Here is an 18274-nt window from a genome sequence, read left to right on the forward strand (position 1 = left end):
GCTAAGCAAGACTACTCAAAACGATTTCTTCTTCCATTTTTCCTTTTGGCTTCTTGGATGGCTGTATTAAGCTTATTAAGTATGAAGTGATTACGCGTGTTAAAGTATAAGAGGAGTTCAGACATTTGTTCATTACTTAGGGCTTCAAGGGCATTTCTAACATTTTCATTAAAAACTTCTTCGCTTAAGTTTGCTGTATCTTCAAAGACTTCAATGTACTTTTTATAGCTTTTTCTTTGTTTTTCTGTAAGCCTGTTTTGTTCAACTATGGTGTTTTTAATATCAACTAGCTGTTTTATGTTCATATCAAAAAGCTGGGCTTTGCTATAAATCTTACTTATTTGTAAGATTTTATTTATAACGTCTTTTTTCTCTTTGGTGTTATCGTAGTAGGGTTTATACTCATCTTCCATATCTGCTGGGAGGTAGTGCTGCATGATGTCAAGCTTTATAGTAGTTAGGTCTTTTACATACTCCAAAGTTTTAGCAGAAGAAAGCTTGCGGCAAGCAGATTCTAGTGCCATGACGTCTTCTCTTATGCCTTCATAGTGGTGTATTAATGTTTCTTCTTCTTCTTTTGGCAAGTCTTTTAACTCCAAAGCTATGGAATCTAAAAGCTCATCTTGAAGCATGGCGTGCATGATGTTTATTATCCTAAGAAGTTGCTTGCTTGAGATTGGCAAGTTTACTTCATGTATAAAAGAGGCTAGATCACTTGGTGAGTAAAACTTAAGGTGCTTATGTATAACATCATATAAATCAGATACAGTTTTTACGCTTGCAAGGTCGTTTTGTAAGATTTTATGCTCTAAGAATATATTTGAAGTTTGCAAGATGTCATCATCTTTTATTAAGTCAAAGTAGTAGCTGAGGTTTTCTTTAACTAAGTCTTCATAGTCTTTAACTAAGTCTTCGCTATCAGTTTTAGAGTAATCGCCCCCATGGGCTTTAATATACTCTCTCATAGTGAAGTCATCTGGGATGGCTGGCTTTATAAGGCTTTTTTCATCTTCTATAGAGTTGTTATTAGCTTCTGCCATTTAGAGTTCCTTAAAAGCCTTATATAGCTTTAACATCTCGATGTGGGCTTTTAAGTCATGCACCCTTAAGATATTAGCCCCATTTTGCAAGGCATAAAAGTGAGTTAGTGCTGAAGCTAGACCTCTATCTTCTAGCTTACTTTCAGTTATCTCTCCTAGGAAGCGCTTAAAACTAGCCCCTATTAAAAGCTCTTTGCCAAAGTGCTTAAAGTGTCTAAGGTTTTTTAAAAGCTCTAGATTTTCTTCAGTGTCTTTTGCAAAGCCTATACCTACATCTAAGATGATGTTTTTACATCTATGTCTTTCTAAAAGCTCTAGCTTAGTTGCAAAAAATAAGTCTAGTTCTAAGAAAAGATTCTCATAGTTTGTAAGTGAGGTCATAGTCTCTGGAGTACCACGAGTGTGCATTAAGATATAGTCACAGTCTTTTACAAGTGGTAGCATGTCATCTCTTACTAGCCCACTTACGTCATTAACCATCTCAAAGCCATGTTTTAATGCCTCTTTTGCAGTGGCTGCGTTATAGGTATCTATACTAAAAGTTACAGCTTCGTTTTTTAAAGCCTTGATCGCTTTAAAGATATCTTTTAAGCGTGCACACTCAGTCTCAGCATCTATAATCTTGGCATTAGGCCTGCTTGATGCAGCACCTATATCTATGATATCAGCACCTAGTTCTATGTCTTTATGTATGGCCTCTATAGCACTTTTAGAATCACAGTGGCTTACATAAAAGCTATCAGAAGTGATATTTACTATGCTCATTAGCCTTATGCCTTCGCTTTTATAAGACTTTAAGAACTCTTTTAAGGTATCAGCTACTCTTTTAAGTCCAAAAGGCTGGCGATTAAGTGCTTTTATAAGTAGTTTTAGCTGCTTTGGTGTGCCAAGAAGCAAGCAGTCATAGTGAGTTTTGGCACTAGTTATGGCATCTTTTGGGGTGGCAAGCTCAGCGCCAAGGCTTAAGGCGTTTTGCTTTATGATGTGCATGGCTGGAGTTTTTAGCTTTTCTATCTTAAAGCCTAAAATCTCAGTCTTATCATCCATTATATGAAGTCCACTTAAATCAGGCCCAAGCTCTACTAGCTCGCGATGTAAGTTTTCTACCATTTTTATATACATAAATCCTCCATAATTACTAGCTTAATATCTACATAGATTTAAAAGCAGTGCCACAAAGGCAAGGTGTGGGGCAAGTTTTGAGTTTAATGCGTGACTTGCATTTCTAAAAAGCTCTAGCTCTAAGCTATCAAGCTTTTTTTGTGCAGAGATAGTAAAAAGCAAGTCAGTTAACATCTCCTTGCTATTTTGCTGGCTTTGTGGGTTAGATTCTATCTCTTTTATTAGAGTATATATTTTTTTTATATTGATGGTTTTTACATCTATGGGCAATGTGTTTAACTCTCTTTTTTGCCTTAGGTCAACTATCTGCATCCTTGAGCAAACCGTGCTTAAAAGTGCACTTCTTGAGTTAGTAAAGATTAAAAAGATGATATTAGCTGGGGGCTCTTCTAGAATCTTAAGCAAGGCGTTTTGTGCAAAGATATTAAAACTATAAGCAAAGATGGCAATGTATTTAGTATGGCTAGCTGCTATATAAGCCTCTTCTATGATGTTATGTGCATCATCTATTTTTAACTCTTCTACTTCATAGATGCTTAAAAATTCAGATTCTATACTCTCACTAAGTAGAAGTTTTTGCTCTTCTAAGTCTTGGGCTAGGATGATGGTTGAAAAGTTATATGGCTTAATCATTGAAGTTAAAGTTAGAAAAGATAGCACCAAAAAGTGCTTTGTGAAATAAATCAAACATCTGCAAAAGCTTAAAGTCTAAAAACTCATCTTTAGAATCAAGCGTAAAAGCAAACTCGTACTTTTCATCTAGTATCCAAAAGAGGCCATTTTCTTTATTTAACGCAAAGTTTGCATTGGGATTTTTAGCATTACCTATATACCAAAAAGCATATTTTGTATAGCTCATATCTAGCAAGTCATAGACATCATCATTATCTTTTCTACCTTTAGAATCCCTAGTGCTAATTAGCTTAGTAATAGAGCTATCAAGCCCATAGATTGGTATAAAAGGTCTATCGTTATAAGCAGTATTAATCCTATCTAATATGTATTCATAAAACCACTTCAAGCTATCATCAGTACAAAGCAGCAAGGTTCCACCACTCATGATATGCTTTATAGTCCTTTGCAAACCTTGAGTGAAGCCTATCCTTTCCATCTCCAGCCAGCCAGACTGCGTGCCTATGGCTTGTACTTGATTCCTAATAGCACTTAGAATCCAGTCATTAATGCTATCCATGTATAACTACTTATCTAGCTCATATATGCTGTGTAAGATTCTAACGCTTAGTTCAGCGTACTTGATATCTACAAGTACTGAGACTTTTATCTCACTAGTGCTTATCATCATGATGTTTATGTTTTCATCTGCTAGGGCTTTAAAAGCCTTTGCGGCTACTCCTGAGTGACTTTTCATACCAACACCTACTATAGATACTATGGCTACTTCTGTGTCAAACTCTAAAGTTGCATCTTTGTAAGTAGCAAGGCAAAGTTTAGCTTTTTCTAACTCATCTTTTGGGACAGTAAAGTCAAGGTTGGTTTTACCATCTCTTCCTACAGTTTGAACTATCATATCTACATTTATGTTTGCATTTGCTAGGGTGTTAAAAAGATGACTTGCTATGCCCGGTGTGTCACTCACTCCATATAAACTAACCCTTGCTTGGTTTTTGTTTAGTGCTATACCACTTACTATTGGCTTTTCCATAATGTTATCTTCTCCTGTTATTAGTGTGCCTACATCTTCACTAAAGCTTGATTTAGCATAAAGTTTTACATTCCATTTTTTAGCTAGTTCAACTGAGCGGTTTAGCAAGACTTTTGCGCCCATACTAGCAAGCTCAAGCATTTCATCATAGCTAATCTTTTCTATCTTTTTAGCTTTAGATTCTATCCTAGGGTCAGTTGTATAAACCCCATCTACATCAGAGTAGATCTCACAAGTATCAGCCCCAAGTGCCCCGGCAATCGCCACTGCACTTAGATCACTTCCACCACGTCCTAAAGTGGTTACTTCACCATTTTCATCCACCCCTTGGAATCCTGCAGCTACTACTATATAGCCCTCGCTTAAAAGCTTTCTCATATAGGTTGTATCTATGTATTTTATACGTGCTTTTGTGTGTACGCTATCTGTTTTTATGCCAGCTTTTCTACCACTTAGGCTTTTTGCTTTTAAGCCCATGTTGTTTAAAGCTATGCTTAAAAGGGCAGCAGTTATCCTCTCACCACTACTTAGTGCCATGTCCATCTCCCTTTCATTAGGAAGAGGTGTAAAGTGGTGGCCATAGCCTAAGATCTCATCTGTAACCCCACTCATAGCAGAGACTACTACTACCAAAGAGTTGCCTTTTTGTGCACACTTTGCAACTTTATTTGCGACGTTTTGGATTCTGTCGCAGTTCATAACGCTAGTGCCGCCGTATTTTTGAACGATAAGCATTAAATGTATCCACCTTTTTTAAAGTAAGTCAAGACTTGTTTGTAAGCTTGCTTTTTGAAATGGTTAATCCTAGACATCATAATAGGAAAACTGACAAACTCATAATTACAAAACTCCGGCTCTGGAGTATTTATGTTAATAAAGTTATCTTTTAATCTAACCAAAAAGTACTTTTGTATCTGCCCATCAAAAGGATAGCCCTTATCTGTCACCATTTTTCTTGCTATGTCTTTTGGAAAGTCATATTGTACCCATTCTGGGTGCTCTGCAAGCACTTCTATATTGCAAGTTCCTATTTCTTCTTTTAGCTCTCTAAAAAGTGCCTCTTTTGGGCTTTCTCCACTATCTATGCCACCTTGAGGAAACTGCCATACACCCTTTAAATCGCATCTTTCAGCTAAAAAAAACTCACATATTCTAGGATAGTTGCAAGATAGTATTATGGCTGCTACGTTTGGTCGGTATATTTTTTCTTCCATGCCACTACCTTGTAAAATTTAAGATTTAAAATAATATCATTTTAGTATAATGACTTTTTAAAGAAATGGCTTTTATGTTTATCTTAGATCAAGAGGCATAAAAAGTATGAAATGTATTGGAACTTAATAAAGTGAAGACAAATTATAAGGCACTTTTGTGCGTGAGCATGTTATTTTTAAGTACAACTTTAGGTTTTGCTACAGGTCTTAGTCAGGATTCTAGAGTTGATGGTGATGGTTTGTTTGTAGATATGGGCGGGCAAGATTCCTACCCAGATATACATCGCTTTAACCCACAAACTATCAATCAATACAACGCTTCACTACTTAACTCCCTAAGCGTTAAGTCTGAGTTTTTAGCCTCCTTAAAATCTAATGACAACCTTATAAACATAGACACAAGAAGATGGGTCTACCTTCTAAGTCAGTATGAAAATGGCAAGCATATAGTTTCAACTCTAAGAAAGATGCTAAGTGATGCTAACGTGCCTCAAGAGTTCTTATTCCTAGCGATGGCAGAAAGTGAGTTTAAGTCTAAGGCTTATAGCTCTAAAAAGGCTGCTGGTATATGGCAGTTGATGCCAACTACTGCAAGGGAGCTAGGCTTAGTTATAAACTCTCAAGTAGATGAAAGGCGCGACCCTATAAAAAGCACTGAGGCTGCTATAAAGTATCTTCGCTTTTTGTATAAGTCAACTGGTAAGTGGTATCTTGCCGCCATTGCTTATAACTGTGGTCTTGGACGCTTGCAAAAAGGTATAAAAGCTGCGGGGACTGATGACTTAGAAGTTTTACTAGATAAGCATAAGCAGTACATCCCACTAGAAACTAGAAACTATATAAGAAAGATTCTAGCTATGTCTTTGGCATTTAATGATGTTAATAATCTTAATCAGGAAAACAAAACCTACCTTTTGAATATGGGCGCTAATGACAGCATAGTAACTGTGCATGTTTCGCCGGGTACTAGTTTAAGTAAGATAGCAAGGTCTGCTGATATGAGTTTAAGTGCGCTTAAGAAGTACAACTCCCACTTTAAAGAAAACTATGTCCCACTAGGCAGGATAAGATATAGTGTTTATCTACCTTATGAAAAGCTAAGCTATTTCAAACAAAACTTTAAAGATAGTAATAAAAACTCAGTCTTTTTAGCCCACACCGTAAAAGCAGGAGATACACTAAGCTCTATAGCTAAAAAGTATCATATATCAGTAAGTGAGATAAAAGATGCTAATGGCCTTAAAAGTGCATTTTTAAGTATCAACCAAAAGTTAATCCTTCCAATAGATAAGTATAAGTACCAAAGACTAGCAGCTAATGATAAAAAAACTGAAGCTAGGGCTACTACAAAGACTAACATTAGAGGGCAGGGTTATTATGTACACACTGTAAAAGAGGGTGATACTTTAAGCTCTATAGCCAAAAAGTACAATATATCCATTAGAGAGATAAAAGATGCCAACTCTCTAAATAGCTCTTTTTTAAGTATCAACCAAAAACTTATACTACCAGTTGTTAAATCCAAATATGAAAAATTAGCTTTAGATAACAAGGCTTACAAACGGGGATTTTAGGTTATGCGCCTAAGATTTGCTTCTTTTAAGAGTCTAAGTTTTGCCCTTCTTGTCGGAATCTTTTTTATAGCTTGTGCTAGTGAGAGTAGATATGCTGGTGGTATAGGTAGTTTTAAAGGCTATGAAGGATTACAAGAGTATAACTCAAGTGGCCCTACTAAAAACTCCATAGCTAGGAGTTATAACTCTGCAGGAGAGGGCTTTGTAGCCTCACTAGTTGAACCAGATGCTTACTCACTTAGAAGAGGTGGTGGCAGTACTTATATGCTAACTCCGGGTAATGGCACTACTCCTTATGAAAGCTTTGGTGGTGGCTTTGGGAGTAGTGATGAAGATTCTTTATATGGTGGTATGAGAGAGAGTGCGGCTATACAAAGGGCTACTATGAGACCTTATACCATAGCTGGAAAGACCTACTATCCAACGCAAACAAGAGTTGGAGACACCTATGATGGTATAGCTAGTTGGTATGGGCCAACTTTTCATGAAAAGGCGACTTCTAATGGCGAAACGTATAATATGTACGCCCACACAGCCGCCTCTAAAACGCTTCCTATGAATACGGTTGTAAAAGTTTTTAATAAAGATAATGGCAAAGTAACAGTAGTTAGGATTAATGATAGAGGTCCCTTTGTAGATGGCAGGATAATAGATCTTTCAAACGTAGCAGCAAGAGATATAGCTATGGTAGATAAAGGCACGGCTAATGTAAGATTAGAAGTTATAGGCTTTGGTGGCATGATAGCCAAGCAGAAAGAGAACTCACTTAGTCCAACGCAGCAAGGGCGTTTAGATTCTTCTATTAAAGTTGGTGGGTTACAAAATAGTGCTACTCCTTTAAACTACGCTGTTCAAGTAGGAACTTTTAGTAAAAAAGAAGGTGCTAGCTTTTTAAAACAGTCTTTAGAGGCTAAAACTAAAAACTATAAGGTTGAAGTCTCTAGCATCTCTAATAAGTACAGGGTTTTAGTAAAGGGCTTTAAGTCTGAAGGTGAAGCACAAGACTTTATGAACTCACATTCAATCAAAGGTGTAATAATCGCAGAGTAGCTTATACTTACAAAAAAAGGCAAAACATGACTAGCATTTCTAGAATCACAAAAGAAACAAACATAGAGCTAAGCTTAGAAGTTTATGGCAGTGGGCAAGCAGACATAAAAAGTGATGTTGGGTTTTTAGATCATATGCTAGAGGCCTTAAGCAAACACTCTTTGATGGATTTAAGCTTAAAGTGCAAAGGTGATACACATATAGATTATCATCATAGCACTGAGGATATAGGTATAGTTTTAGGTAAAGCACTTCATGATGAGCTTTTTCCAGTAGGCAAGATAGAAAGATATGGTAACGCTGCTGTTGTTATGGATGAAGCTTGTGTTGAGTGTGACTTAGATGTGAGTAATAGAGCTTTTTTACTTTTTGATATGAAGGCTGCAGAAAATGGCTTTTTTGGAAAAGTGGGCAGTTTTGATGTTGAGTTAGTAGAAGAGTTTTTTCGTGCAGTTAGTATGAACTCAGGCCTTAGTGTGCATCTAGTATTAAAAAGAGGTAAGAATCTCCATCACATCATAGAAGCGACTTTTAAGGCTTTTGCGGTGGCATTAAGACGTGCAGTTACTGTTAATGAAAGAGTGCTTATGCCAAGCACTAAGGGATGCTTATAGGAAGGGTTATGACAACTAAAGAAAGACAGCTAAAAAAAGATGTATCAAAAAAAGACCTTATGATAAAAAAGGCCAATATAGAGCTTATAGTCCTTGATGTAGATGGGACTTTGACTGATGGTAAGATCTACTATCTTGATGGCACAAAGCAAGATTCTATGAAGGCTTTTGATGTTAAAGATGGGCTTGGCATAGTTAAGTGGCTAAAGGTGGCTAAAAAAGAGCTAGCTTTAATTAGCGGTAGGAAGTCAAAGTCTAGTGAGGCTAGGGCTAGTGAGCTTGGTATAAAGTACGTTTATACTGGTGTTAGTGACAAGGCTAAGTGCTTACAAACTCTTATAGAAAAACTTAAGCTAGCCCCGCAAAATGTAGCCATTATGGGTGATGATGAAAATGACTTACCTATAATCAAGCTAGCAGGTCTTAGCTACGCGCCAAAAGATGCTTATAAGAGCGTGGTAAAAGAAGTTGACATCGTAGTTAGTAAAAAAGGTGGGGAAGGGGCTGTAAGAGAGATGATAGAAGACTTGCTAAAAGTTAGAACTAGTTTTAATTACAGCAAAGATGTTTGAAAGCCTAAGCCTTAAGCTATGAAAAACTACACTAAGAAAAAAAACCTAGTACTAAGACGTAAAGAGGGCAGGACAAATGCCTTTTATGGAATCTTATCTAGGCTTAATGTCATAGTAGTGTTTTTTGTACTTTTGCTAATCATCACTTTTAGTTCATTTTGGACATTTAGACCAAGTAAGATGCCAACTCACAAAGTAGAAACTAACCCAGCCCTTATGGAAGTGCAAAACTTCAACCTAAAAGAGGCTGATACCACTCAAGTTAGTATGGATATAACAGGGCAAAAAGCCATGCAGTATAAAGATAGAGATGAGTTTGTAGGGTTTAATGCTAAGCGTAAGACTATAGATGATACTAAAAAAGATTCTGGCATGGAGATTATTAGTGGACCTAAGGCTACTTTAAAAGGTGATTCTTACTACTTTGATGATGGGGTAAACTACACAAAGCTAGATGCACTTAATCAAAAAGATATGACTTTTTATAGCCAAAAAGGTATCTATAACTCTAGGCAAGAGATCTTTAGAGGCAAAGGGGCCTTTCACTTAGAATCTAATCTTAATAGTTCAAAAGGCATAGATATCATCTATAATAAAAAAACTAATACGATAGAAGCTAAAGACATAACTGCTTTTATAAGCCAAACTAAAGATGGGGATAAATGAGACTATTTATAACTTTACTCTTAAGCCTTGCTTTATTTCAAGGGATCTATGCTGCTAGTGCGTCTAAAACTAGCACTAAAACTACTAAAAAGCCTGAAGACAAGATAGAAGTCACTGCTAAGACTTTTACTAGTATCAACAACATAACTGTAGTTAAAGGCGATGTTTTTATAAAAAAAGGCAAAGATACTTTGAATGCTGACTTGGTTAAAATCTATACAGATTCTAAAAGGCGCCCACTAAGATATGAAGCCTTTGGTAATGTAAAGTTTCACACTTTTACTGAAGATGGAAGAGAGCTTAGAGGAAGTAGTAAAAAGCTAATATATAACGTAGTTAAAAAAGAGTATTCGCTAATAGATGATGCTTTTGTGAAAGAAGTCAACAAGCCAAATGTGGTAAAGGGTGACTTAATAGTACTAGATAGTAATGGCGAGTATGCAAATGTCGTTGGCAACTCTAAGCAGCCAGCCCATGTGACCTTTTTGCTAGATGATAAAGATAGTGGCAAATAGCTAAAGGCTTTAACCAAAGTAAGCACACTATGTTTTTGGATATAAAAACAGCTTTGGTTTATCTATAAAGATAGCCCAAAAACTACATAGCTAAAAAGTTAGAAAGTAGCCTTCTTCCCTCCAAGCTTAAGATGCTTTCTGGATGAAACTGCAAGCCATACATCGGTAAGCTTTCATGACAAAAAGCCATCAATATGCCATCTGCATAGGCTAGGGCACTAAGGCTTTTAGGCAAGTAGCTTACATATAAAGAGTGATAGCGACCTATCTTTTTTTGTTTTAGGCCTTTAAAAAGTGCTACTTTTTTAGCCTTTAAACTAAGTCTTAAAGTCGAAGTTTTGCCATGCACTGGGGCATCTAGGCTTTCTACCTTGCCTCCTAGTGCGTAGGCTAGACACTGATGTCCAAGGCAGATTCCAAGTAAGGGCTTAGATGATAAAACTTTAGAATCTAAGTAAAGCTTTATAAACTCTAAATGAAGCTTAGCGTTTTTAGGACTGCTTGGTCCGGGGCCAAGTATAAAGTGGCTATAAGATTCTAAGTTTAGCTTCTTTAGTTTAGTTCCCGGATTTATAACATCTACTTTGCTGCCCAATTCTTCAAGATAGCGTTTTATGTTAAAAGTAAAAGAATCAAAGTTATCAATAAGCAAAGTTTTTTTTATCACTTTAAAGCCTTACTTCCACTAAACCATAGACTGCATTACTGCAAAAAACTCTAGTGCCTTTTAAGTTACTAGGCAGTAAGATGGCCTCTTTTACTTTAACTAACTTAGAATCTAATCTAGTGCCTTTTTCTAAAAGATGTGCCCTGTAAGTACCTCCTAGCAAGCCACATTCTAAAGGAGGCGTTAGCAAGATATCATCTTTTAAGACATAAAAGTTACTCCTTGTGCCTTGTGTTAACTCACCTTTTTCATTGCAAAATATCTCATCAAAAACTAAGCCTTTAGCAATCTTTTCCATAGTCTTAGTAAACATCTCACGGCTTGAAGTTTTGTGATATAAAAGGTCATTTTTAGAATCTAGTATAGTTTTTAAGATGGCTATCTTAGTAGTAGTGATAGGCTTTTTATCCCTTCTAGTTAGACTAAGTCTTCCTTCCATGCTTACACTTAGCTTATAAACTCCACTTTCTTTTATAGAAGCTAGTAGCCTTAAAATCTCTTTCTTATCATAAGGCACACCAAAGTACTCTAAGCTTTTAGTAAGGCGCTTTATGTGTAAGGCTTGATGTCTGATGCCACTAGTAAAAAGCATAGTTTCAAAGACTTCTAAGCTAGGGCATAAAAACTTAGGGCTTAAAAATCTTGCCTTTAATCTAAGCTCGTTTTCTTCTTCTTTTGCCTTGCTATCCCAGACTATACCCCCACCTACAGCATAGTTATAAAACTTAGAATCTTTATACTTAAAAAGCGTTCTTATAGCGACATTAAACTTAGTCTCTTTGGAAGATATAACGCCTATAGCCCCACAGTAAAGATTCCGTGGGCTAAATTCTAAGCTTTTTATATGGCTTATGGCAGCTTTTTTAGGCGCGCCAGTTATGGACCCACAAGGAAAAAGAGCACTAAAAGTTTTAGCTAAGCTAGATTCTAGCTTTGCCTCTATGACACTTATCATCTGATGGAGGCTTTTAAAAGAGGTGATAGCAAAAAGCTTAGTGACTTTTACCTCTCTTGCTACTTTACTTAGGTCGTTTCTTAAAAGGTCAGTTATCATGACATTTTCACTACGGTTTTTTATATCGTTTTTAAGATAGCTTTTTAAAGCCTTATCTTCTTCTTTGGTAGTGCCACGTCTTATTGTGCCTTTCATAGGCATAGTAGTTATAACTTCATCTCCCCTTTTAGAATCTATGCTAAAAAAAAGCTCAGGAGAAAGAGAGATAACACTCATAAAAGGTAGATCAAAAAGGGATACATACTTTGTCTTTTGGAAAGAGTAAAGGGTAGAAAAGATGTCTTTTGGAAGGGCTTTTGTGTGCACTTCTAGCATATGCGTAAAGTTTATCTGATAGACCTCACCTTGCTTGATAAGGCTTTTTATGGAATCTATCTTTTTTACATAAGTCCTAGAATCTAAAAAGTTAGTAAGGCTTGGCATAAAGCTTTTAAACTTTGGAGGCTTAAACTCTTTTAATCCTAACTTCCTAGCTTCTTTAAAAAGCATAAAAAAAGCTAAGGGTTTTTGGCTTTTTTTGCCCTCTTCTAATGCGTCATAGTTTATAAACCCAACATAGTAAAACTTAAAAGCCTCACTTTTTCTATCTTTATCTATAAGTTTTAAAAGACTTAAAACTTCAAGAGCATTAAAAGCGCTAAAAGTGCTAAGAAGTCCTTCATAGACCTTTTTTCCAAAGACGCAAGTCAAAGCTAAAAGGCCTCCACTACCACATCATCTAAGTAGTCCTCGCTAAAAATGATATATCGCTTAGGTATAAGTGGCACCAAAGAGGCTTTAGTAAAAAGGCAGTCAACTGGGTTTTTTAGCCCCAAAAGTAGTTTTAACTCTTCTTTTGAGCTAGCCTTTAAAACTGGCATAAGTCCTAAAGAAAGGCTTGTTGCAACTAGTTCATTTAGGCTTTTTTTAGAATCTATATAAGATAGGTTAAGCAAGATTCCATCGCTGCCTGCTATGGTTGCTTCTAAGACTTGATAAGGGTCTATATTCACCCCACCAGCTATTAAAAAGTAGGGGCTTAAACGCCTAAACATGCCTACATAATCCATAGACTGCAAGCTATCTACTATGATAGTTTCATACTTAAAGTTTAAGTCAAGATTCTTAAAAGCATCTTTTGGGCTAACTTCTGCATTTTGAAAAAAGCCTTCTAAAAAACTTTCACTTAGATAGGCTACTTTAGTGCCACCTTTAAAAGCTTCCATCACACTTTCTTTGTAGCTAAGACGTGGTGGGAAGGGGTTATAAGCTAGGCTTCTTCCTAGTAAGTTAAAAGGCATAAGGGCTTTTTTAGATTCTAGGCTTTCTAGTACTTCTTTTTTTAGTTTCTCTTTATCTAGCACTTTATCGCCTTTTAATTTTTAGTGCACTTTTAGTTAGTGCTAGATTTATTTGTCTCATCTTTAAAGATACTTTTTTGGTGCAGTAGCATCTCTGGCTCTTCTTCAACTATGCTTTTATCTATAAAAGAGAAGGTATCTTTTGCTTTTTTGTACTCTTTGTTTTTATAAAAACCCCAAGCTAGGGAATCTAAATAAGCAGGGTTAGTTGGGTCTATGGCCACAGCTTGTGATACATAGTTTAGCCCTGATTTTACATCTATGTCATGGTCTATTAGCAAGTAGCCAAGGAAGTTATATAGATAGCCTTTTAGGGCTAGATTAGGACTGCTCCACTTTTCTAGACTTTCTTTTAAGTTGGCTATTATAGGTTTTAAAGTCCTCTTATTTTTTTTGCTTAAAAGCTCATATCTATAAGTGGCTTCAAGACCTAAGAAAGAAGAATCTTTTTTTATCTTATAAGCTTTTAGTGCTTCTTCGCTTGCAAGCTTGTAGTCTTGGAAGTTTGCATAAATGTAGGATAAAAATACATGATAGTCATCACCCCATAGCTTTTTGTTATCTTCTATAAGGCTTAAAAGCTTAGCTTTATCTTTCATATTTAGATAGATATCAAGTAAGAACTTGCCAGAGTTGATATCTCCTTTAGCAAGCTTGTCTTTTAGTATATTAACTAGGCTATCTACATCCCTAGCTGTGTTATAAGCGTATAAAAAGTCTCCACAAAAAGCACAGTCGTTACTTTTCATGTAGCCATTTAAAAGGCTTAAAGCATCACTTCTATCTTTTAGCTTATCAAAGTAGACATAAAACATCTGTAAGAGTAGGGCTTCTTTTAGCTCTTTTGGTGGGTTTTTATCTATGGCTATCTTGTACTCGCTTAGTGCTTTTTTAAGATAGTCTTTGCTTTCAGGTGATACTTCTGCTAAGTCATCTTTTAAAGCTATGGCTTGATAAAGCTCTCCAAGCTTAGAGTTTATAGTAAAGCTATCATCAACCTTGCCTAGCTCTTTTAGTATAGCTACTGCTTTTTCATATTTTAAATTAGCAGCATAGTAGTCTACTTTTATGTTTTCTAAAGCACTATTTTCTGGGCTTAGGGCGTCGTATCTTGGAGTTAACTTTTCAAACTCTAAAACATATTTATAGGCTTTATCAAGATTTCTTACTTTCATGTTTAAGATTGCAAGATTTTTTAGTAAGTAGGCATCTTTTGTGTGAGAGTACATGTCTTCATAAAGCTCTATTTTATCCTCTAAGCTTTGTTTTAAAGTCATCTTTTGTACAGGGGCTGTGTCACTTGCCCTAAGCTTATCATCAGTCATCTTTATCATATCAAGATCGCTTAAGTCTTTAGAGAAGGCGTAAACATTAAGTGAGATTAGTAGTAGTAAAAGTAGTTTCATTTTTTCCTCATATTTATAAATCCAGCACAAGTTTGTTCTAGGTAGCTAGTATCTTGTTTAAAACTTTCCCAAAAAGGAAAGCTTATGCACTGTTTTGGTCTAACCTCATAGATGGAACATCTTTTTAGATTCTCATCAAAAAATATGCAAGCAAGGCCAAGTTTTTTATCATCTGCTTGCTTTTCTAGTAGGGAGAACTTATATCCTACCTTCTTTATGTATTTTAGACAAAACTTATCAAAATCCATCCCCAAAAACTTCGCTTGTGCCTGCATCTCTTCTAAGCTTACAAAGATATAGCCACTTTCCCCACAACAACACTTCCCACCACAGCCCTCACACGCACTAGAATCAAACTCATAGTTAAATCCAGCTTGTCTTAAAAGTGCCACTTAGTTTCTTTCTTTGTAGTCGTTATAGCCAAAGCTTTTTAAAAGCTTAAAGTCACCTTCTTTTATGACCCCAAGACTTGGAAGCTCTATGCCATTAAAAGTAGTGTTTTTGACTATAGTGTAGTGGATCATGTCTTTAAAGCAGACTTTATCGCCTATATTTAAAGGCGTATTAAAACTAAAGTCTCCTATGATATCTCCAGCTAAGCAAGTAGGCCCGCCAAATCTATACTTATAAGTCCCTATAGTTTCACCTTTATCTTCTTCTAGGTGCTTGCCTTTTAATTCATCCCTACTTATCTTATAACAGCTTGGGCGGTAGGGCATCTCTAGGCAATCAGGCATATGATTACTAGCACTCACATCAAGTACTGCGACTTTGCCTTCATTTTCTACTATATCTATAACGCTTCCTACTAAGTCGCCAACTTGCCAGCCTATAGCTTCACCGGGCTCTAATAAGACTTCTATATCGTTATAGCGTTTTTTAAACTTAGCTATCAAACTAACTAGTAAGTCTCTATCATAATCTTTTCTAGTTATATGATGTCCACCACCAAAGTTAACCCATTTTAAGTCCTGCTCTTTTATAAAAGCACCAAAGTGTTTTTCAAAGTGCTCTAATGTCTTTTCTAAGGCTTTAGAATCTTGCTCGCAGTGGGTGTGAAAGTGGATTCCATCTAGTTTTATATCAAGCTCTTTTAGTAAGTGCTTATGCTTTTCAAACTCGCTAGGAGTGATGCCTAGACGACTTTTTGGTGCACAAGGATTATAGATTAGTGGTTTCACTTCACTATAGAGTGGATTAACCCTAAGACCTATTTCAACTTTAGAATCTAAGTGCTTATTGTGTGCTTTTATCTTAGCTATAAAGCTAGTTAGTTGATTAAAAGAGTTAAAGATAATGGTACTAGCTATAGGTAGTAAGGAATCTATCTCCTTATCTTTATAAGCTGGAGAGAAAACACAAACTTCTTTTGCCTTATCTTGTGACTTAGCCTTGCAAGCTAACTCTTCATAAGCAAGCTTTGCTTCGTGTAAGCCACTACAAGTTGCTCCACTTAGCTTTTGTCTTATATAGTCAAACTCCCTCCAAAAAGCATAGCCTTTAAGTGCTACTAAAACTTTAGCTTTGCTTCTTTTGGCTATGTCATCTAAGATATCTATATTGCTTTGAAGTGCTTCATAATCTAGCACATAGCAAGGACTTGGAATCTTATCTATATGTTTTAAGATTCTATTTTGCACTCTACTTTTGCTATCCATACTACTTAATCATGTATTTTTGTAAAGCACTTGCCACTTCTAAAGGGTTAGACTTAGATATGAACTCTTCAGCATCAAGCGATCTTGCCATCTCTTCATTACTTGAGCCACTCATAGAAGAGTTTACAATTATTGGTATATTTTTAGTTCTAGGATTAGACTTAACTTGCTTTATAACTTCAAAGCCGCTAGCTTCTGGCATCTCAAGGTCAGTTATTATCGCACCTATCTCATCTATATGAGTAGTTGGCGCAAAGAGGTAGTCAAGCAGTCTTTGACCATTTATAAAGTCACTATGTATGACGCCAAGCCTGTTTAAAATCCCTTGCATAGTCCTAAGTACACTTGGACTATCATCAGCTAAAAGCACAGTTTTAGAACTGTTTAGCTGTTTTACTTCTTCTATCTCTCTAGCTTTTTCGTCATCTATCCAAGGGAAGACATCTACTAGCATCTTTTCTATATCTACTACTTGGACAAGCTTCCCATCATAGTATCTTGTGCGCGAGACTAGCTTGCCATTACCTGCACCCTTGCTAAGGCCTGAGCTTTGTTCCATCTCAGTCCATTTTTTATTTAAGATTCTATCTGCTTCATAGATCCTAACACCTATAGTCCATCTTGAAAACTCACATATCATAACTATGACGTCATCGTTTTTATTTCTAGCTATGCCATAAGGTCTTAAGTCTTTATCAGGGGTTTCTGGGTCATAGTAAAACCACTTTCTCATATCTATTAGAGGTATAGTTAACTCTCTTATAGTTATAAGCCCTTCTACTAAAGAGTTTGGCTCATGACTTACTATAGTTATGATGTCATCATACTTTACAACTTCTCTTATCTTAAAGACGTTTACTGCATATAAGTCTTTACCTTCTTCTAGTCTGAAGCATAGAAGCTGAAGTTCATTGTTTTTATGTAAGCTAGTAACTTGATCAATATTTGACATAGCCATAGTTATAACCTTGAAAATTTGGAGTACTTTTATCATAGCACAATACTTGCCAAAACCTAAAAAGTTAAGAATTTTAATTCCAAGCTTTTAAACCTTCATGAATGGCTTTAAAGATCTAGTCTTTTTTAAGAACGTTTCATAACTACTAGTATGAAAAAATGCCCTCTGTGTATCAGTGTTACAAAAAGATACATTTATGTTGTATATTTGCTTGTTTTGTGTATATATTCAACGCTGTTTTGAGAATGCTTAAGGGCTTTATCTGTTATAATTGATGCCGTTTATATGTGGTCATGTACATTTAATACATTAGGTTCTTTGTGCGTCTAAAATTAACTCCAAAAAGCAAGGCAAACTGTAGCAACTTAGCATGGCATCTCATATTTACAAAACTTAATCCAAAACTCTTGAAAGGGAGGCTTAAATGCAAAATAACAATGTAATTGAAGGCTATTTGGGCATAACTGCTGATAGAAAAAAGAGCAGGGTGCCAGCTAGACTTGATGTTATACAGAGCGTCACAGGATTTATCTTAGCTATATTTATGATAGTGCACATGCTGCTAGTATCTAGTATATTAATTAGCCAAGACTTTATGTACAAGGTTACTAAAGTTCTTGAAGCTGATTTTTTAGGGCCATTAGGAGGTCCGTGGGTAGTATCAATCATAGCCATAATAATCATAGCCATAATGGTAATACACGCATTTTTTGCTATGCGTAAATTTCCTATAAACTATAGACAATTTAAGATTTTAAAGACACACAAAGGACTTATGAAACACGGCGATACAACTATGTGGGTTATACAAGCAGCCACTGGTTTTATTCTTTTCTTTACTGCTGCTGTACACTTATATGTCATGCTTACTCAACCTGGAAGCATAGGACCTAATGCATCCTCTTATCGTTTTGTTACTGAAAACTTCTGGATACTTTACATAGTGTTACTTTTCACTGTTGAACTTCACGGAAGCATAGGACTTTATAGAATTGCTATTAAATGGGGTTGGTTTAAGTCTCTTGGTATCAATGGTTTAAAATGGATTAAATGGATCATAACTGTAGTATTTATAGTTTTAGGTCTATTTACATATGGAGCTTATGTGAAAATAGGTCTAGGTCATATGAATCCTTCAAGCCACGGCATGGAGTACTATAAGACATTAGATGCAAATACATATGGTATGACAAAGTAAGC

Annotated in this window: 20 protein-coding genes; 7 read left to right on the top strand and 13 right to left on the bottom strand. The window is 35.9% G+C overall.

The genetic code is table 11. The features are described from left to right. Positions 1–11: 11 nt before the first annotated feature. The 6 genes from BKH40_RS06890 to BKH40_RS06915 are packed head-to-tail and all read right to left on the bottom strand — an operon-like array spanning position 12 to position 5039. Complete coding sequence (locus tag BKH40_RS06890) at positions 12–1040, bottom strand: hypothetical protein (RefSeq protein WP_095278109.1); 1029 nt, start codon at positions 1038–1040, stop codon at positions 12–14. After that, positions 1041–2162 carry a dihydropteroate synthase gene (gene folP / locus BKH40_RS06895; protein WP_095278111.1) on the bottom strand — a complete coding sequence of 374 codons (1122 nt, stop codon included), beginning with the start codon at positions 2160–2162 and terminating at the stop codon, positions 1041–1043. It abuts the gene before it with no gap. A gap of 21 nt (positions 2163–2183) precedes the next feature. Further along, on the bottom strand, positions 2184–2822 hold the full coding sequence (locus tag BKH40_RS06900; protein ID WP_143428466.1) for a DNA polymerase III subunit delta': 639 nt from the start codon (positions 2820–2822) through the stop codon (positions 2184–2186). Beyond that, positions 2788–3354, bottom strand: a complete 567-nt coding sequence (locus BKH40_RS06905) for a HobA family DNA replication regulator (RefSeq protein WP_095278114.1) — start codon at positions 3352–3354, stop codon at positions 2788–2790. Before BKH40_RS06905 ends, BKH40_RS06900 begins: the two co-directional genes overlap by 35 nt. 6 nt (positions 3355–3360) lie before the next feature. Next, positions 3361–4560, bottom strand: a complete 1200-nt coding sequence (locus BKH40_RS06910) for an aspartate kinase (protein ID WP_095278115.1) — start codon at positions 4558–4560, stop codon at positions 3361–3363. Continuing rightward, positions 4560–5039, bottom strand: coding sequence for an RNA pyrophosphohydrolase (locus tag BKH40_RS06915; protein WP_095278117.1), 480 nt, complete (start codon positions 5037–5039; stop codon positions 4560–4562). Before BKH40_RS06915 ends, BKH40_RS06910 begins: the two co-directional genes overlap by 1 nt. 167 nt (positions 5040–5206) lie before the next feature. Here BKH40_RS06915 and BKH40_RS06920 point away from each other — a divergent pair, with 167 nt between their 5' ends. Genes BKH40_RS06920 through lptA form a run of 6 tightly spaced genes read left to right on the top strand, consistent with a single transcriptional unit; the run spans position 5207 to position 10030 of the window. Beyond that, positions 5207–6613, top strand: a complete 1407-nt coding sequence (locus tag BKH40_RS06920; RefSeq protein WP_257842537.1) for a lytic transglycosylase domain-containing protein — start codon at positions 5207–5209, stop codon at positions 6611–6613. A 3-nt stretch (positions 6614–6616) separates the two neighbouring features. Beyond that, complete coding sequence (locus BKH40_RS09005) at positions 6617–7663, top strand: septal ring lytic transglycosylase RlpA family protein (protein WP_095278118.1); 1047 nt, start codon at positions 6617–6619, stop codon at positions 7661–7663. Between the two features lie 26 nt (positions 7664–7689). Next, positions 7690–8277 (top strand): imidazoleglycerol-phosphate dehydratase HisB, encoded by a 588-nt coding sequence (gene hisB / locus BKH40_RS06930; protein ID WP_095278120.1) that lies wholly within the window; start codon positions 7690–7692, stop codon positions 8275–8277. A gap of 8 nt (positions 8278–8285) precedes the next feature. Further along, positions 8286–8849, top strand: coding sequence for an HAD hydrolase family protein (locus BKH40_RS06935; RefSeq protein WP_257842534.1), 564 nt, complete (start codon positions 8286–8288; stop codon positions 8847–8849). An 18-nt stretch (positions 8850–8867) separates the two neighbouring features. Beyond that, positions 8868–9515: an LPS export ABC transporter periplasmic protein LptC gene (lptC, locus tag BKH40_RS06940; RefSeq protein ID WP_095278121.1), complete on the top strand. Its 648-nt coding sequence runs from the start codon at positions 8868–8870 to the stop codon at positions 9513–9515. Further along, positions 9512–10030, top strand: a complete 519-nt coding sequence (gene lptA / locus BKH40_RS06945) for a lipopolysaccharide transport periplasmic protein LptA (RefSeq protein WP_095278123.1) — start codon at positions 9512–9514, stop codon at positions 10028–10030. The genes lptC and lptA overlap by 4 nt, the downstream gene beginning before the upstream one ends. A gap of 82 nt (positions 10031–10112) precedes the next feature. Here the strand turns inward: lptA and BKH40_RS06950 are convergent, their stop codons facing one another. The 7 genes from BKH40_RS06950 to BKH40_RS06980 are packed head-to-tail and all read right to left on the bottom strand — an operon-like array spanning position 10113 to position 17080. Next, complete coding sequence (locus BKH40_RS06950; RefSeq protein WP_257842535.1) at positions 10113–10697, bottom strand: aminodeoxychorismate/anthranilate synthase component II; 585 nt, start codon at positions 10695–10697, stop codon at positions 10113–10115. 1 nt (position 10698) lies between these two features. After that, a complete protein-coding gene (locus BKH40_RS06955; protein WP_095278125.1) occupies positions 10699–12402 on the bottom strand; it encodes a bifunctional anthranilate synthase component I family protein/class IV aminotransferase in 1704 nt (567 codons plus the stop codon). Between the two features lie 2 nt (positions 12403–12404). Beyond that, on the bottom strand, positions 12405–13055 hold the full coding sequence (locus BKH40_RS06960) for a hypothetical protein (RefSeq protein WP_095278126.1): 651 nt from the start codon (positions 13053–13055) through the stop codon (positions 12405–12407). A 29-nt stretch (positions 13056–13084) separates the two neighbouring features. Continuing rightward, the gene (locus BKH40_RS06965; protein WP_095278128.1) at positions 13085–14458 is read right to left on the bottom strand and encodes a hypothetical protein; all 1374 of its coding nucleotides are present in this window, start codon (positions 14456–14458) and stop codon (positions 13085–13087) included. Continuing rightward, entirely contained in the window at positions 14455–14850 is a 396-nt protein-coding gene (locus BKH40_RS06970) for a YkgJ family cysteine cluster protein (protein ID WP_095278130.1), read from the bottom strand. The genes BKH40_RS06965 and BKH40_RS06970 overlap by 4 nt, the downstream gene beginning before the upstream one ends. Then, the gene (gene nspC / locus BKH40_RS06975; protein ID WP_095278132.1) at positions 14851–16116 is read right to left on the bottom strand and encodes a carboxynorspermidine decarboxylase; all 1266 of its coding nucleotides are present in this window, start codon (positions 16114–16116) and stop codon (positions 14851–14853) included. 1 nt (position 16117) lies between these two features. Continuing rightward, positions 16118–17080: a chemotaxis protein gene (locus BKH40_RS06980; RefSeq protein ID WP_180675158.1), complete on the bottom strand. Its 963-nt coding sequence runs from the start codon at positions 17078–17080 to the stop codon at positions 16118–16120. Between the two features lie 418 nt (positions 17081–17498). Here BKH40_RS06980 and BKH40_RS06985 point away from each other — a divergent pair, with 418 nt between their 5' ends. Beyond that, a complete protein-coding gene (locus tag BKH40_RS06985) occupies positions 17499–18272 on the top strand; it encodes a fumarate reductase cytochrome b subunit (protein WP_095278135.1) in 774 nt (257 codons plus the stop codon). The last annotated feature ends 2 nt before the right edge of the window (positions 18273–18274 follow it).

The sequence above is a fragment of the Helicobacter sp. 11S02629-2 genome, assembly GCF_002272875.1.
Classification (GTDB): Bacteria; Campylobacterota; Campylobacteria; order Campylobacterales; family Helicobacteraceae; genus Helicobacter_I.

Coding starts and splice junctions, on each gene's coding strand:
- BKH40_RS06920 (WP_257842537.1), top strand. CDS start 5,207: ATGTTATTTTTAAGTACAACTTTAGGTTTTGCTACAGGTCTTAGTCAG.
- BKH40_RS06905 (WP_095278114.1), bottom strand. CDS start 3,354: ATGGATAGCATTAATGACTGGATTCTAAGTGCTATTAGGAATCAAGTA.
- nspC (WP_095278132.1), bottom strand. CDS start 16,116: ATGGATAGCAAAAGTAGAGTGCAAAATAGAATCTTAAAACATATAGAT.
- BKH40_RS06965 (WP_095278128.1), bottom strand. CDS start 14,458: ATGAAACTACTTTTACTACTACTAATCTCACTTAATGTTTACGCCTTC.
- folP (WP_095278111.1), bottom strand. CDS start 2,162: ATGTATATAAAAATGGTAGAAAACTTACATCGCGAGCTAGTAGAGCTT.
- lptC (WP_095278121.1), top strand. CDS start 8,868: ATGAAAAACTACACTAAGAAAAAAAACCTAGTACTAAGACGTAAAGAG.
- lptA (WP_095278123.1), top strand. CDS start 9,512: ATGAGACTATTTATAACTTTACTCTTAAGCCTTGCTTTATTTCAAGGG.
- BKH40_RS09005 (WP_095278118.1), top strand. CDS start 6,617: ATGCGCCTAAGATTTGCTTCTTTTAAGAGTCTAAGTTTTGCCCTTCTT.
- BKH40_RS06910 (WP_095278115.1), bottom strand. CDS start 4,560: ATGCTTATCGTTCAAAAATACGGCGGCACTAGCGTTATGAACTGCGAC.
- BKH40_RS06915 (WP_095278117.1), bottom strand. CDS start 5,039: ATGGAAGAAAAAATATACCGACCAAACGTAGCAGCCATAATACTATCT.
- BKH40_RS06985 (WP_095278135.1), top strand. CDS start 17,499: ATGCAAAATAACAATGTAATTGAAGGCTATTTGGGCATAACTGCTGAT.
- hisB (WP_095278120.1), top strand. CDS start 7,690: ATGACTAGCATTTCTAGAATCACAAAAGAAACAAACATAGAGCTAAGC.
- BKH40_RS06890 (WP_095278109.1), bottom strand. CDS start 1,040: ATGGCAGAAGCTAATAACAACTCTATAGAAGATGAAAAAAGCCTTATA.
- BKH40_RS06935 (WP_257842534.1), top strand. CDS start 8,286: ATGACAACTAAAGAAAGACAGCTAAAAAAAGATGTATCAAAAAAAGAC.